Raw genomic sequence first — 14,550 nt, forward strand, 5'->3', positions numbered from 1 at the left:
TTGACCCGATGGCTTGATCCACTCACACGCGGCGCCCTGGCGCTGCTGTCTGGCCTGGTGTGTGCCCTGGTGCTGGTGCGGCCGGCGTGGGCCCAGTCGCCCGCGCCGCCACCGAGCACCAACACGCTGGGGGTCCTGGCCGCGACGGCTGCGTCTGCACCCAGCTGCATCTCCTACATGGTCACCGGGGTGTGCTTCTTCCTGCGCTGCACGCCCTTTGGCTGCACCGTCGAGACCTCGATCCGCGTGAGCCACTACATGCCCGATGTGGTGGTCAGCACTTACAACGACCAGTACATCCACCCCTGGCGCGACGTGGGCGGTGCCGTCTCCGGGATCGGCGACCGCATCGGCGCCTCGATCCTGGGGAGGCCTTTGGATGCAACTGCCAACACGTCGGCCAAGCGGCGCGGCGCGGCCGAACCCGTGACCATGAAAACAGTCGACGCGATCGGCAATCCGGCCGTGCTCATCAACAACTCTGGCACGCGCATGGTGGTGCCCGGCATCACCGAGCTGATGAGCTTCCCCTCCACGCTGCCCGACATCCTGGCCGAGTGGGCGGTGGCGCCCGTGGGCCTGATGCAGCAGGTGGGTGAGGGCGTGCTCAATCTGTTGACGAACCCGGGCGCCCTGATGAACACCGTGACGGGCGCCGGCAACCTCATGGGCGGACTGGGCACCGACATGAGCAGCATGGGGCCAGCGGCCTCCGGTGGCATGGACTCGGCCAGTCAGGGCGGGTTTCAGGAGCAACTGGGCCAGCTACGCGGCATGCTCGATGGCGCGGCCGACGCTGGCGGCGGCAACGACTTCCTGTGTCCCAGCTCGGCCGATGCCTTCGGCGTGTACTTCAGCTCCGACGTCGACTCCCTGTTCTGGCGCAGCATGATCCCGCTGGAACTGCTCTACGTCGGCTCCTGGTTCCCAGGCTACAAGGAAGTGTCCCACCTTCCTCTGGTCAACACCTGGGGCAGCAAGTACCCGCGCATCGGCGAGCTGGTCCAGCAGCACCCGGTCAAGGCCTCGGCCGTGCTGGCCGAGCGCTCGGCCCAGATCATCCTCAAGCCTTCGCAGCCGCACATCTATGCGCACCTGCGACCCAAGAGCCCGCACTCCTACGTGTGGTTTGCCCAAGTGGCCGACCCCAAGTGGTCCATGGTGCACCCCTACCCCTCGGGCTGCCACACCTTCGGCGCCAACGACTCGGTGGCCTTGCTCGGATACGGCGACTACCGCAACACGCCCAACAACAGCTTCGTCTGGAACCTCTGGACCCGCTACGAGTGCTGCCGGCGCCGCACCGAAATCTTCCTGTTCGCGGTCCCCTGAAGCGCGAACCCACTTCTTCCTGGAACCACCATGACCCATAACCGACTCCGTTTTCGTGTGCGGCCCCTGCTGGCCGGCGTTGCTCTGGCCGGCCTGGTGGCCCTGACCTGGTCGGCGCCCGCCAGCGCGCAGGCTTCGCGCGGCGCGCTGTACTACCAGCTCGGCGGCAACTCGCCCGGTGGCAACGCCAACTACCGCTCTCAGATCCCGCTGCAGCTCAGCCTCGCGGCCAACCTGCGGCTGAACTACTCCTGCGGCAAGTTCGACATCGGCCTGTCCTGGCAGACGCTGATGAACAACATCGAGCAGTTCGGCGACACGCTCTCCAACGCCATCCGCGCCGGCATCGCTGCGCTGCCCATGTACATCTTCGAGCGTGCGCAGCCCGGTCTCTACCAGCTGTTCCAGACCTACTCGCTCAAGGCCGACGCCATGATCGCCGCCGCACTGAAGACCTGCGAGGAGATGGAAGCCGCCATCAAGCAGGGCGACAACCCCTACGAGGAGTGGGCGGGCATCGCCAAGGGCGAGTCCTGGCGCATGCGCGCTTCGCTCAACGGAGACGTGGTGGAGGCCAAACGGGCCATCAACGAACAGGAGGAAGGCCACCGCAACGGCGTGAGCTGGATTTTTGGACAACGGGCTGGTGGTGTGGGCACCCAGCCGCTGCGGCCGGTGCGCGACCTCTCGGTTGCGGGCTACAACGTCACGCTCAACCGCCAGCCTGGTTCCTCCGGTGGAGGCCCTGCAGACGCCCGGATGGTGGCCGCGTTCCCCACCTCGGACGCTCTGGCCGTGTTCACCACCAAGGTGTTGGGCGACCAGCAGATCTACCTGTGCGAGGGCATCGCCAACTGCCCGGCAGCTACCTCCACCTCGACCGCCACGGGTCTGGGACCCTTGCTGGAGGAAGAGATCGCCCTGGTGCGCCCACGCCTGGAGGCCATCGTCAACGGGACCACCATCCCCACCAGCGCGGCCCTCGCCGAAATCGGCGCTCCCGGCATCACCGTCAACGCCCAGGTCGTGCAGGCCCTGCGCAACATGCCCGCAGAAAACCGGACCCTGGCCACCAGCCGCCTGGCCCACGAGCTGGGCATGCAGCGGGTGGTGGACAAGGCCCTGATCGCGCGCAACGCGCTGATCACCGGCATGAGCCTGCCCGAGGTCACGGCAGCGGGCAAGGTCTCGCAGGACATGCAGGCCAAGGTGGCGCGCATGACGCAGCACATCGAGGACCTGATGTTCGAGCACCGCATCCGCAAGGAGATCACCGCCAACAACGCCCTGGCCATCCTCGAATCGGGCACCCAGCGCGATGGTCAGGCCACCCGCGTGCCGCCCGCGGGCCGTGCCGATCCCGCGCCGCTCGATGCCGGCCGCGTGCGATCCACCCCTTGAGCCGAGGTCCCCATGACTACCCCCCTTCCCCATCAACCCATGTCGCCGCCGAGCCGCATGCGCCGCTGGTTGCGAAAGCTGCTGCCTGCGCTGAGCCTGCTGGCGCTGGTGCTGCTCATCGGCGTAATCGTCGCCATCTTCCTCACCCTGGGCGTCCAGCTGGAGGCCCAGCTCGACACGGTCCGTGTCTTCAAGCCCTGGGGCATCGCGATCCAGGGTGGTCTGATCGTGCTGATCGGCTTGCGCTGGACGCAGGTGGTCAACTGGGGGCGGCGACGGGGCATCGTGCTGGACTGGGAGTACAAGCAAGTCCTGGCCGCGCGCGGCAAGGTCATGCTGATGCTGCTGGTCTACTGGCTCTTGATCCCGGTCGGACCCGCGACCTTGCTGCGGGTGTTCGGCGGCTGAGAAAGGAAGGATCGCACCATGCAACTCGACTCCTACCTGGAAATCTTCACCACCATGTACGGCTGGGCGTTCGCCAACATCATTGGCGAGGCCCTGACCGGCACCGGCCTTGTTGTGCTGCCGTTCATGGTCATGGCCTTCAACGCCTGGCGCCAGGCCAAGGAACAGGGCGCCGAGCAGATCGGTGTGTTCGGCCTGGTTGACAGCATCGGCACCCAGCTTATCGTGGGCCTGTTCGTCTTCATGACCAGCTTTGCGACCAGCCCGCTCACTTCGCTGCATTCGATCAACCTGCGCTACCAGCCGCCGCCCACGGCGCTGGAGCCCAACCCGCCTGAGGTCTCGCGCGACAGCGGGACGGGTTCAACCTACGACGCCGCGCTGGTCGATGCCATCGACGGGAGCATGAGCAACGTCAGCGGATCGCTGGCCCACGTGCCAGCCTGGTGGATGACGGTGATGGCGATCTCCTCAGGCATGAACCACTCGATCAAGGCGGGCCTGAACGCCAGCCAGAGCGAGTTGCGCGCGGTCGAAGAACTGGCGCGCATCGCCACCATTGAAGACCCGCGCCTGTTGCACAACATCCAGCGCTTCTACAGCGAGTGCTTCGTGCCGGCGCAAAGCCGGTTCATCCAGATGGACCCTGCGGACCTCACGGCGGCTGGCCGCGCCATCATCGCCACCACCAACACGGAATACGGCCCGGACGACACCGGCTGGATGGGCTCGCAGCTGTTCCGCACCGAGCCGGGCTTCTACACCGACATGCGATCGGTCAACCCGGTCACCGGCTTCGCCGTGGACTTCTCCCGCGACGTCGACTACTACAACGCATCATCGGGCGAGCCCTTGCCGTTCGAGGGCTTCGCCAATCCCGACTGGGGACGCCCGACCTGCCGCGAGTGGTGGGAGGACACGCGCATCGGCCTGCGCGAGGCCATGATCACCCATTCTTCCGACTGGCAGGCCTTGTGGGGGCGGGCGCGCACGCTGTTTTCCAGCGAGGACCGGACCAAGGACGAGTTGGCCCGCCTGGCCCAGGTCAAGGCCAACCCGATGTTCGTCGATCCGACCCAGGCGTTGGGCGACCGCTGGTACCAGAACGCCCGCATCAGCGACCCCGCCGGCATCGCCGATGGCGTGGCCAGGACGGCCGGAGGCGTGCTCTCCAACGTCGGCCTGGGCATCGTCTCGCTGCTGAGCTACATCACTTCGGGGCCGCTGAAGAACGGGCTGCTGATGATGCAGGCCCTGATTCTCATGGGCATGTACATGTTCCTGCCCCTGGTGACCTTCTTCTCCGGCTACAACCTCAAGGTGATGCTCTACGGCGCCATCGGCGTCTTCACGGTGAAGTTCTGGGGAGCCCTGTGGGCCATCACGGCGTGGGTGGATGCCCACCTGATTCGGGCCATGTACCCGGTCGGCAGCTTCACGCTCACCGATATCTTCGGGTCGGCCATGCAGGGTCACAAGCGGATGCTGCTGAACCTGCTGATGCTGGGGATGTTTATCGGGTTGCCGCTGCTTTGGACGGGGATGATGGCTTGGATCGGCTTCGCAATGGGCAATCAACTATCTTCGGTCTTGGACTCTGCGAGCAAGACATCCAGTCAAATTGGATCTTCAAGCACGAGGGGCCGATAACTATTCGTCCATGTACTTCAGGCAACGTACATCCGAGTAGGCAGATTCACCGTTCGGAAAGTGACCCGTATTGGCTGCCACCAAACAATCAGTTTCCGAATGTGGATTTGCGTTTCTACTCGCGCGAGCCATGCCATCAAACACCGCACCACCAACCGCTGGCCCGAGCGTCGTCGCAGCGCGGTAGACCTTCTCGGCTGCCGCATCGACCAGGCGATAAAAAAGCTTTGCAGTCATGTTGTTCTCCCTTGGGGTTTGAAGGGGATTTTCGTCGAGTCGGTCCCAGTGCGCAACCTACGTCGGCACGCGTCAATCGCAGAGGTTGATCTTCACCGAACGGCGCGGCGCCGTCACCAAACGAAAATACTTCCACGCCTGCGCAGGAACGGCCGTCATCGCTGCCAGGCACCAGTAGCGCCGGTCGGCCTCGGACAAGTCGTTCCACCAGGCCATGCCGGCGTCGTCACACTCCGTCGGCACGGCTTCCTGGCCAACCGGTGCCAGCAGTGAGTCGATCCTCACGGTGGCTGTCTCGGCGTTCTCTGTGCTCATCTCCCCTCTCCTTTCAACGGCAGATCGGTCCCCGGGTACAGTGCTCCAAGCATCCGCAGCGACCGTCGTTGCCAGACATCTCAGCGATCTTCCCGGGTGTGCCACAACCGCAGCACGTAGATGATCGCCCCCTGAATCTCGTAGCGAATCTCGTAGTCCTTGACCAAGATTCGCCGGACCTCGCGCGGCTCAAATTGGAAAAGCTGCTCGCCAATACGCGGGTTGGTCAACAGAACAGTCGGGGCCTTGGTCAGTGCCTGCACCGCACGCGCGGCCGCTGGCTTGTTCACCGGAGCCAGGAATTCATACAGGCGTACCAAGTCGGAAAGCGCCTTGCTGGTCCACTTCAACTCCATCAGCGCGGCACCGGCAACGGCTGGTCAGATCCAAGGCTCTGCGCCCATGCTTGCACCGCCTGGTGGTCGAAAACATGACCGGCGTCCACGTCCGCCATCGCTTCCTGGGTCAGCCTGTCGCGCTCCTCTTCCTGGGCGATCCAGGCTGAAAGCGCCTGCTTCATCACCCAGCCGCGAGAGCGTTCAAGACGGGATGCCATTTGATCCACCTTATCTGCCAGTGGAAGCGGCACATGTGCGGTCAGCACCCTGGTAGCTGCTGTCATATGGTTTCTCCTGTCAAGGGCTCCGTTGCCGGGACCCGCAGTATTGTCGATCAGAATCAATCATAGTGATTAAAATCGAATCACTCAATATGTTTTGCACAATACAAATCGATGGTCCGACCTGACGCTACCCCCACCGCACAGAACTACACCGAGCTGCAGCGGGCCTACGACCACTTCAACCAGGCGCTGTTCGAAGGTGCGCTGCCGGCGTGCCTGATCACGCTGCAGCGGGAGAAACGCACCTGCGGCTACTTCTCGCACCAGCGCTTTGCGGATCTGGACGGCCGCACCACGGACGAGATCGCGCTCAATCCGGCCTACTTTGCCGTGGTCCCTCTGGTCGAAACCATGCAGACCCTGGTCCATGAAATGGTCCACCTGTGGCAGGCTCACTTCGGCAAGCCTGGTCGCGGCAGGTACCACAACGGCCAGTGGGCCGAGAAGATGGAGGCCATCGGTCTGATGCCCTCCTCCACCGGCAAGCCTGGTGGCCAACGGACCGGCGATTGCATGGCCGACTACGCCATCGAGGGCGGGCGCTTCCTGCGGGCTTGTGAGGAACTGGTAACGGCGGATTTCCGGATCAGCTGGTACGACCGCTTTCCGGCACCGGAGCTGGTGGCCGCTGGCCAGCAGTGCGAGGCGATGCAGTTGAGTGTGCAGGAGATGCTGGCTGAACGCGGAGTGAATGTCGATCACTCCACGATTTACCGCTGGGTTCAGCGTTATGCGCCTGAAATGGAAAAACGGCTGCGCTGGTACTGGCGTAACCCTTCCGATCTTTGCCCGTGGCACATGGATGAAACCTACGTGAAGGTCAATGGCCGCTGGGCGTATCTGTACCGGGCCGTCGACAGCCGGGGCCGCACTGTCGATTTTTATCTCTCCTCCCGTCGTAACAGCAAAGCTGCATACCGGTTTCTGGGTAAAATCCTCAACAACGTGAAGAAGTGGCAGATCCCGCGATTCATCAACACGGATAAAGCGCCCGCCTATGGTCGCGCGCTTGCTCTGCTCAAACGCGAAGGCCGGTGCCCGTCTGACGTTGAACACCGACAGATTAAGTACCGGAACAACGTGATTGAATGCGATCATGGCAAACTGAAACGGATAATCGGCGCCACGCTGGGATTTAAATCCATGAAGACGGCTTACGCCACCATCAAAGGTATTGAGGTGATGCGTGCACTACGCAAAGGCCAGGCCTCAGCATTTTATTATGGTGATCCCCTGGGCGAAATGCGCCTGGTAAGCAGAGTTTTTGAAATGTAAGGCCTTTGAATAAGACAAAAGGCTGCCTCATCGCTAACTTTGCAACAGTGCCTAAAATAAGCCTTATATCCAAGCATAAAACAAGGTTGTCTAGACTTCTTTTAACAGTAAAGTTATCATAAAACTGAATTTTATTTTTTAGGTAAGTTTATGCATTCTATCCGCATTCGTTAAGACACAACTATTTGCATAGTGACACTATTTTATAATGGTGGGCTTTTGTTGTGTCTTTAAGAATATATGCGGATATATAAAGTAAAAGTATGCTTAATTTATAAGTATGCTTTTAGTGCATAGTTTCCAGTTATAACTTAATTGACTAGCTATTTGTCCACCCTGTGGATGAATAGCTTTTTTTTTGGGAGGACACTGTGATGCTAGCTTTTGTTTTCACCTAAATCCTGTTTGCTGCATAAAAAATTTCAAGAGCTAAACAGGAGTAAATAAAAATGAGTTTAATTATTAAAGCGAGAAACATACGCTTGGATTATGCTGGGCGTGATGTTTTGGATATTGATGAATTGGAAATTCACTCTTATGACCGTATTGGTCTTGTGGGTGATAACGGAGCAGGAAAGAGTAGTTTACTCAAAGTACTTAATGGCGAAATTGTTTTAGCCGAAGCGACATTACAGCGTTTTGGTGATTTTGCACATATCAGCCAACTGGGCGGAATCGAAATAGAAACGGTCGAAGACCGGGCAATGTTATCTCGCCTTGGTGTTTCCAATGTACAAAACGACACAATGAGTGGCGGAGAGGAAACTCGTGCAAAAATTGCTGCCGCATTTTCCCAACAAGTACATGGCATTCTAGCGGATGAACCAACCAGCCACCTTGATCTCAATGGAATAGATCTACTTATTGGTCAACTTAAAGCATTTGATGGAGCATTACTTGTTATCAGTCATGACCGATATTTTCTTGATATGGTTGTAGACAAGATATGGGAGTTAAAAGACGGTAAAATTACGGAATATTGGGGTGGTTACTCGGATTACTTGCGTCAAAAAGAAGAAGAGCGACAACACCAAGCCGTAGAATATGAGCTGATGATGAAGGAACGGGAGCGATTAGAATCTGCTGTGCAAGAAAAACGCCAGCAAGCTAATCGATTAGACAATAAGAAAAAAGGAGAAAAATCCAAAAACTCTACCGAAAGTGCTGGACGACTTGGGCATGCAAAAATGACTGGCACCAAGCAAAGAAAACTGTATCAGGCAGCTAAGAGTATGGAAAAGCGTTTGGCTGCATTAGAAGATATTCAAGCACCAGAGCATTTGCGTTCTATTCGTTTTCGTCAAAGTTCAGCCCTAGAACTGCACAATAAGTTCCCGATTACGGCAGATGGTCTGAGCTTAAAATTTGGTAGCCGTACTATCTTTGATGACGCTAACTTTATAATACCGCTTGGCGCTAAAGTCGCTATAACTGGATCGAATGGAACAGGGAAAACGTCCTTGTTAAAAATGATATCAGAACGTGCTGATGGATTAACCATATCTCCAAAAGCTGAAATTGGCTACTTTACACAAACAGGATATAAATTTAACACGCATAAATCTGTGCTCTCCTTTATGCAGGAAGAGTGCGAGTACACAGTTGCGGAAATTCGTGCAGTATTGGCTTCAATGGGGATCGGAGCGAATGATATTCAAAAAAACTTATCCGACTTATCGGGAGGTGAAATCATCAAACTGCTTTTATCCAAAATGCTTTTAGGAAAATATAATATTTTGCTTATGGATGAACCAGGAAACTATCTTGACCTAAAAAGTATTGCCGCATTAGAAACAATGATGAAGTCCTATGCAGGAACTATTATCTTCGTATCTCATGACAAGCAATTGGTCGATAATATTGCTGACATTATCTACGAGATCAAAGACCACAAAATCATCAAGACTTTTGAGAGAGATTGTTAATGATAGCCAATCTAATCCGAACATTAATTATTGAACTCTTTAAAGGAAATTAAAAATGACAATTCAAGATATTCAATCACTTGCTGAAGCACACGGCTTGTTGCTTACGGACAAAATGAATTTCAATGAAATGGGCATTGATTTTAAGGTCGTTTTTGCTCTTGATACAAAGGGGCAACAATGGTTGCTGCGTATTCCTCGTCGTGATGGCATGAGGGAACAAATCAAGAAAGAAAAACGCATTTTAGAATTGGTAAAAAAACATCTTTCTGTAGAGGTTCCTGATTGGAGAATTTCATCTACAGAATTAGTGGCTTATCCCATACTTAAAGATAATCCTGTTTTAAATTTGGATGCTGAAACCTATGAAATAATTTGGAATATGGACAAAGATAGCCCGAAATACATAACATCTTTGGCAAAAACCTTATTTGAAATCCATAGTATTCCTGAAAAAGAAGTTCGGGAAAATGATTTGAAAATTATGAAACCTTCAGATTTAAGACCTGAAATAGCAAACAATTTGCAGTTAGTAAAATCTGAAATTGGTATAAGTGAGCAATTGGAAACCCGCTACAGAAAATGGTTGGATAATGATGTTCTATGGGCAGATTTCACCCAATTTATACATGGCGATTTATATGCTGGGCATGTACTAGCTTCAAAGGATGGAGCTGTTTCAGGCGTTATTGATTGGTCAACAGCCCATATAGATGACCCAGCGATTGATTTTGCTGGGCATGTAACTTTGTTTGGAGAAGAAAGCCTCAAAACTCTAATCATCGAGTATGAAAAACTAGGGGGTAAAGTTTGGAATAAACTATATGAACAGACTTTAGAAAGAGCAGCGGCCTCTCCTTTGATGTATGGTTTATTTGCCTTAGAAACTCAAAATGAAAGCCTTATCGTTGGAGCAAAAGCTCAGTTGGGAGTTATATAATTTAAAAATATGATTGCTGATGCAGGAGATGCTGGCTGAACGCGGAGTGAATGTCGATCACTCCACGATTTACCGCTGGGTTCAGCGTTATGCGCCTGAAATGGAAAAACGGCTGCGCTGGTACTGGCGTAACCCTTCCGATCTTTGCCCGTGGCACATGGATGAAACCTACGTGAAGGTCAATGGCCGCTGGGCGTATCTGTACCGGGCCGTCGACAGCCGGGGCCGCACTGTCGATTTTTATCTCTCCTCCCGTCGTAACAGCAAAGCTGCATACCGGTTTCTGGGTAAAATCCTCAACAACGTGAAGAAGTGGCAGATCCCGCGATTCATCAACACGGATAAAGCGCCCGCCTATGGTCGCGCGCTTGCTCTGCTCAAACGCGAAGGCCGGTGCCCGTCTGACGTTGAACACCGACAGATTAAGTACCGGAACAACGTGATTGAATGCGATCATGGCAAACTGAAACGGATAATCGGCGCCACGCTGGGATTTAAATCCATGAAGACGGCTTACGCCACCATCAAAGGTATTGAGGTGATGCGTGCACTACGCAAAGGCCAGGCCTCAGCATTTTATTATGGTGATCCCCTGGGCGAAATGCGCCTGGTAAGCAGAGTTTTTGAAATGTAAGGCCTTTGAATAAGACAAAAGGCTGCCTCATCGCTAACTTTGCAACAGTGCCTTCTACGGCACGTTTGAAGGCGCGCTGAAAGGTCTGGTCATACATGTGATGGCGACGCACGACACCGCTCCGTGGATCGGTCGAATGCGTGTGCTGCGCAAAAACCCAGAACCACGGCCAAGAATGCCCGGCGCGCGGATACTTCCGCTCAAGGGCGTCGGGAAGCGCAACGCCGCTGCGGCCCTCGGCCTGGTCCTTCAGCCACCATGCCCGTGCACGCGACAGTGTTATGGAGCAGCAACGATGTTACGCAGCAGGGCAGTCGCCCTAAAACAAAGTTAGGCATCATGGGTGAATTTTTCCCTGCACAAGTTTTCAAGCAGCTGTCCCACGCTCGCGCGGTGATCGAGCGCCATCTGGCTGCGACACTGGACACAATCCACCTGTTCGGATCTGCGATCGATGGAGGGCTGAAGCCGGACAGCGACATAGACTTGCTCGTGACCGTCAGCGCCGCACCTAACGATTCGCTCCGGCAGGCGCTAATGCTCGATTTGCTGAAAGTCTCATCACCGCCGGGCGATGGCGGAACATGGCGACCGCTGGAGCTAACTGTTGTCGCTCGAAGCGAAGTAGTGCCTTGGCGCTATCCGGCGCGGCGTGAGCTTCAGTTCGGTGAGTGGCTCCGCCACGACATCCTTTCCGGAACGTTCGAGCCTGCCGTTCTGGATCACGATCTTGCGATTTTGCTGACCAAGGCGAGGCAACACAGCCTTGCGCTTCTAGGCCCATCCGCAGCCACGTTTTTCGAGCCGGTGCCGAAGGAGCATTTCTCCAAGGCGCTTTTCGACACTATTGCCCAGTGGAATGCAGAGTCGGATTGGAAGGGTGACGAGCGGAACGTCGTTCTTGCTCTTGCTCGCATTTGGTACAGCGCTTCAACTGGTCTCATTGCTCCTAAGGACGTTGCTGCCGCATGGGTATCGGAGCGTTTGCCTGCCGAGCATCGGCCCCTCATCTGCAAGGCACGCGCGGCGTACCTGGGTAGCGAGGACGACGACCTAGCAATGCGCGTCGAAGAGACGGCCGCGTTCGTTCGATATGCCAAAGCAACGATTGAGAGAATCTTGCGTTGAGCGGCATGTGCGAAAAGTGCATCGACCCGCGCCGAGGGCATCTGATGCCTAACTCGGCGTTCAAGCGGACGGGCTGCGCCCGCCGCTCAACTATGCGTTAGCGCGCAGAAGAAGCAGATTTCAGCAAAGAGCTTCTTGGACAAACGCCACAAGAGCTTCCCTGATCCACTCTCGCCCGCGCTCCGGCATATCTCGGACCTGATACACCTCCGCGCGGTGTCAGATCTCTTAGCTCCTGGCAATCTTTCACACCCTCGGCATCGGGCATACAGCCAGCTTCAGCGCGTCGTGGTAACGTCCTCGCATCCGTCCGTTCCAGCTGCGGCTACCCTGCCGCAGCGGCGCGGCTTAATTCAGGCGTTAGGCGCTCATGTGAGCGTCAAGGAATTCCATGATTGACCTACCGAAACCAGTCGCTGAAATCGTTGACACCCTCGCGTCCATTCCAGGGACGGTCGTAGTGGCATTGGGCGGCTCACGGGCGCTTGGAAACAACGATACAGGAAGCGATTGGGATCTCGGCCTGTATTACCGTGGCACCGTAGATCTGACAGCCCTTTCCGCCTACGGAGATGTATTCCCTCCGGGCTCTTGGGGGCGACTGATGAATGGTGGCGCTTGGTTGCACCACGGAAATGAAAAAATAGATGTCCTCCTGCGCGACCTCAATACTGTCGATTATTGGGGCGCACGCGCGGAAGAAGGTGAATTCGAGCGCGACGCCTTGCTTGGCTATCTTGCGGGCGTGCCCACATACCTGCTCAGTGCAGAGCTCGCGTCCTGCCATTCGCTCTACGGCAAAATTCCCGCTCCCGCATTCCCCCAGAAACTTCGTGCTGCGGCACCTCCAATATGGCGTTTCTGCCGGTCATTCAGTCTTGACTACGCGCGGGCTCACGCTCGGCGTGGCAATTACGCTGGCGCTGTTGGACAGGCTTCTGCGGCAGTCATGCAGGAATCCCACGCAATTTTGTGTGAGCGCGGACAGTGGATATGCAACGAGAAAAGACTGATTGAGTCAGCAAATCTAGAGCACTCCAATGATCTCTTTGCACATATTCCGCACAAGGCCAATGACCTTCTCAAATGGATTGATTCGCTTTCTGATGCACTTGGGGCATCGGATGAAATCAACTCACCATGGCAATGACAGCAGTCGCAGCCGCGCCTAACAATTCATATATGGACTCCCCCTCAACAGCAAGAGCCTGACCGATTGGGGACCGTGGGGTAAAGCACCTGCAGCAATGCCCCGCAACTCACGTTGCGAGGCATTGTGCACAGCTCTTCAGCGTCTTGTTAGTGTTCTGACACGGACTGTTCGGGGCGCCGTTTTCTTTGGGGCCTACACCTCGGGGCGCATGGCGTGCTCCTGTCGGCATGAAATGAAGGGGTGCAGCGACTCCAAGCAAGCGCCCGTCATCGCGAAACGGCGGGCGGCTCAAAACGGTTTTGCATTCCGCGCAAGGCCCCGAGCATTGGCGCGCACTACCATCGCCGCATGGACGCTCTCGCCTTCGACGACCTCAAACTGTTCGCCCGCGTGGCCGCGCTGGGCAGCCTGTCGGCGGCAGCTCGCGAGCGCGGCGTGCCGCTGGTGCAGCAGGGCCTGCTGGTGCCGGTGCTGGCGGCTTCCGCGGGTTGATCCAGCCATGCGCCTGCCCTTCGCCCTGCTGTTCACCCTCGCCCTGCTGCCCGCTCCGGCGCTGGCCCAGCAGCCGTCCGTCCGGTGGCAGGCCCAGTGTGAGGCGCAGCTGCCGCCCACGGTGATCGAGGTGAACGCCGAACCGGCCCCCGTGCGCCACCGCAACGACCGCAGCATCGCCGACCTGATGCAGGTCCAGCGCCTGCCGCAGGACAACGCCTTCACCCTGGGCCTGACCGAGCTGCAGCTGGGCACGCGCATCGCCTTCCGCAGCCCGACGCTGAGCCACCCGCGCGAGCGCCTGGTGTGCATGCGCCCGGCCATCACCGTCACGCTCAGCCTGGACCCGCACGTGGTGTCGGTGGCCAGCGAGTTCGAGGAAGGCAGCTGCGCGCACCGCCACATCCTGGCCCACGAGATGCGCCACGTGCAGGTCAACCAGCTCACGCTATCGGCAGCGGCCGAGCGCATGCGCGAGGGCATGCGGCAGTCCTTCGGCAACAAGATCTACTACGGCGAACCCAAGGAGCTGCAGGAGCGCCTGACCCGCCACATCCGCGAGCAGTGGCTGCCCTGGGTCGATGCGCAGATGAAGCACACGCTGCAGCGCCACCGCGAGATCGACACGCCCGAGGAGTACGCGCGCAACCGCACGGCCTGCGGCGGCGAGATCGCGCGCACGCTGGACGCCATGCGCTGAACCCGGAACCACCCATGTCCCTGAACTACCTGATCTTCGACGCCGCCGACGATGGCGAAGGCACCGGCAGCTGGGAGGCCGTCGCCAGCGTGCGCCGCGCCGACCTGCCGGCGGTGATGGCCGAGGTGGAGGCCGTGCTGGCGCTCGCACAGCGCGAAGCACCCGGACCGCGCGGTCCGCTGGACGAGGGTGGCGCCTGGGACGCCGACACCCAGGTGCACGACGACGGCGGCTGGACCGAGGTCCGGCTGACGCTGACCGGGCCCTGGGACTGGGGCGAGGCCCTGGTGGCCGACTTCAGCGGCCTTTGAACACCGGCCGGCACCACACGCTGCACG

At 57.6% G+C, this 14,550-nt stretch carries 16 protein-coding genes and 3 pseudogenes; 14 read left to right on the plus strand and 5 right to left on the minus strand.

The window, feature by feature from the left end; genetic code table 11:
- From DD542_RS19210 to DD542_RS19225, 4 genes are read left to right on the plus strand one after another with little or no spacing between them, the layout of a single operon-like run.
- A complete protein-coding gene (locus tag DD542_RS19210) occupies positions 1-1,332 on the plus strand; it encodes a TraU family protein (protein ID WP_127806731.1) in 1,332 nt (443 codons plus the stop codon).
- Between the two features lie 30 nt (positions 1,333-1,362).
- Positions 1,363-2,733, plus strand: a complete 1,371-nt coding sequence (locus DD542_RS19215; protein ID WP_127806732.1) for an integrating conjugative element protein — start codon at positions 1,363-1,365, stop codon at positions 2,731-2,733.
- A gap of 39 nt (positions 2,734-2,772) precedes the next feature.
- On the plus strand, positions 2,773-3,141 hold the full coding sequence (locus DD542_RS19220; protein WP_127806733.1) for a hypothetical protein: 369 nt from the start codon (positions 2,773-2,775) through the stop codon (positions 3,139-3,141).
- Between the two features lie 18 nt (positions 3,142-3,159).
- The gene (locus tag DD542_RS19225; protein WP_127806734.1) at positions 3,160-4,791 is read left to right on the plus strand and encodes a conjugal transfer protein TraG N-terminal domain-containing protein; all 1,632 of its coding nucleotides are present in this window, start codon (positions 3,160-3,162) and stop codon (positions 4,789-4,791) included.
- On the opposite strand, the gene DD542_RS19230 is transcribed toward DD542_RS19225, so the two are convergent.
- The 4 genes from DD542_RS19230 to DD542_RS19245 all read right to left on the minus strand — a co-directional run bounded on the left by DD542_RS19230 (position 4,792) and on the right by DD542_RS19245 (position 5,965).
- Positions 4,792-5,028 carry a hypothetical protein gene (locus DD542_RS19230; protein WP_127806735.1) on the minus strand — a complete coding sequence of 79 codons (237 nt, stop codon included), beginning with the start codon at positions 5,026-5,028 and terminating at the stop codon, positions 4,792-4,794.
- A gap of 72 nt (positions 5,029-5,100) precedes the next feature.
- Complete coding sequence (locus tag DD542_RS19235; RefSeq protein WP_127806736.1) at positions 5,101-5,343, minus strand: hypothetical protein; 243 nt, start codon at positions 5,341-5,343, stop codon at positions 5,101-5,103.
- Between the two features lie 80 nt (positions 5,344-5,423).
- Entirely contained in the window at positions 5,424-5,699 is a 276-nt protein-coding gene (locus DD542_RS19240) for a type II toxin-antitoxin system RelE/ParE family toxin (RefSeq protein WP_127806737.1), read from the minus strand.
- Positions 5,699-5,965 carry a ribbon-helix-helix domain-containing protein gene (locus DD542_RS19245; protein WP_127806738.1) on the minus strand — a complete coding sequence of 89 codons (267 nt, stop codon included), beginning with the start codon at positions 5,963-5,965 and terminating at the stop codon, positions 5,699-5,701. Before DD542_RS19245 ends, DD542_RS19240 begins: the two co-directional genes overlap by 1 nt.
- Positions 5,966-6,076: 111 nt before the next feature.
- Here DD542_RS19245 and DD542_RS24035 point away from each other — a divergent pair.
- From DD542_RS24035 to DD542_RS19265, 5 genes and pseudogenes are all read left to right on the plus strand, one after another.
- A pseudogene (locus tag DD542_RS24035) lies at positions 6,077-6,601 on the plus strand (SprT-like domain-containing protein); the annotation flags it as partial.
- Positions 6,587-7,240 (plus strand): IS6 family transposase, encoded by a 654-nt coding sequence (locus DD542_RS24040; RefSeq protein WP_241559813.1) that lies wholly within the window; start codon positions 6,587-6,589, stop codon positions 7,238-7,240. The pseudogene DD542_RS24035 and the gene DD542_RS24040, both read left to right, overlap by 15 nt.
- 449 nt (positions 7,241-7,689) lie before the next feature.
- Positions 7,690-9,165, plus strand: a complete 1,476-nt coding sequence (gene msr(E) / locus DD542_RS19255) for an ABC-F type ribosomal protection protein Msr(E) (RefSeq protein ID WP_000052512.1) — start codon at positions 7,690-7,692, stop codon at positions 9,163-9,165.
- Between the two features lie 55 nt (positions 9,166-9,220).
- On the plus strand, positions 9,221-10,105 hold the full coding sequence (locus DD542_RS19260) for an Mph(E) family macrolide 2'-phosphotransferase (RefSeq protein ID WP_000155092.1): 885 nt from the start codon (positions 9,221-9,223) through the stop codon (positions 10,103-10,105).
- Positions 10,106-10,124: 19 nt separating this feature from the next.
- A pseudogene (locus tag DD542_RS19265) lies at positions 10,125-10,739 on the plus strand (IS6-like element IS26 family transposase); the annotation flags it as partial.
- Positions 10,740-10,791: 52 nt separating this feature from the next.
- On the opposite strand, the pseudogene DD542_RS23725 reads toward DD542_RS19265, so the two are convergent.
- Positions 10,792-11,016, minus strand: a pseudogene (locus DD542_RS23725) (integrase); the annotation flags it as partial.
- Between the two features lie 62 nt (positions 11,017-11,078).
- Here DD542_RS23725 and DD542_RS19275 point away from each other — a divergent pair.
- The 5 genes from DD542_RS19275 (at position 11,079) to DD542_RS19295 (ending at position 14,523) form a co-directional block, all read left to right on the plus strand.
- Positions 11,079-11,867, plus strand: coding sequence for an ANT(3'')-Ia family aminoglycoside nucleotidyltransferase AadA5 (locus DD542_RS19275; protein WP_000503573.1), 789 nt, complete (start codon positions 11,079-11,081; stop codon positions 11,865-11,867).
- 391 nt (positions 11,868-12,258) lie between these two features.
- A complete protein-coding gene (locus DD542_RS19280; RefSeq protein WP_127806740.1) occupies positions 12,259-13,017 on the plus strand; it encodes a nucleotidyltransferase domain-containing protein in 759 nt (252 codons plus the stop codon).
- A 351-nt stretch (positions 13,018-13,368) separates the two neighbouring features.
- Positions 13,369-13,512: a hypothetical protein gene (locus DD542_RS19285; RefSeq protein ID WP_179130120.1), complete on the plus strand. Its 144-nt coding sequence runs from the start codon at positions 13,369-13,371 to the stop codon at positions 13,510-13,512.
- Between the two features lie 7 nt (positions 13,513-13,519).
- Positions 13,520-14,212 carry a hypothetical protein gene (locus tag DD542_RS19290; protein ID WP_127806741.1) on the plus strand — a complete coding sequence of 231 codons (693 nt, stop codon included), beginning with the start codon at positions 13,520-13,522 and terminating at the stop codon, positions 14,210-14,212.
- A gap of 14 nt (positions 14,213-14,226) precedes the next feature.
- Positions 14,227-14,523 (plus strand): hypothetical protein, encoded by a 297-nt coding sequence (locus tag DD542_RS19295; RefSeq protein ID WP_127806742.1) that lies wholly within the window; start codon positions 14,227-14,229, stop codon positions 14,521-14,523.
- Positions 14,524-14,550: the final 27 nt, after the last annotated feature.

The sequence above is a fragment of the Hydrogenophaga sp. NH-16 genome (assembly GCF_004006415.1).
Classification (GTDB): Bacteria; Pseudomonadota; Gammaproteobacteria; order Burkholderiales; family Burkholderiaceae_C; genus Hydrogenophaga; species Hydrogenophaga pseudoflava.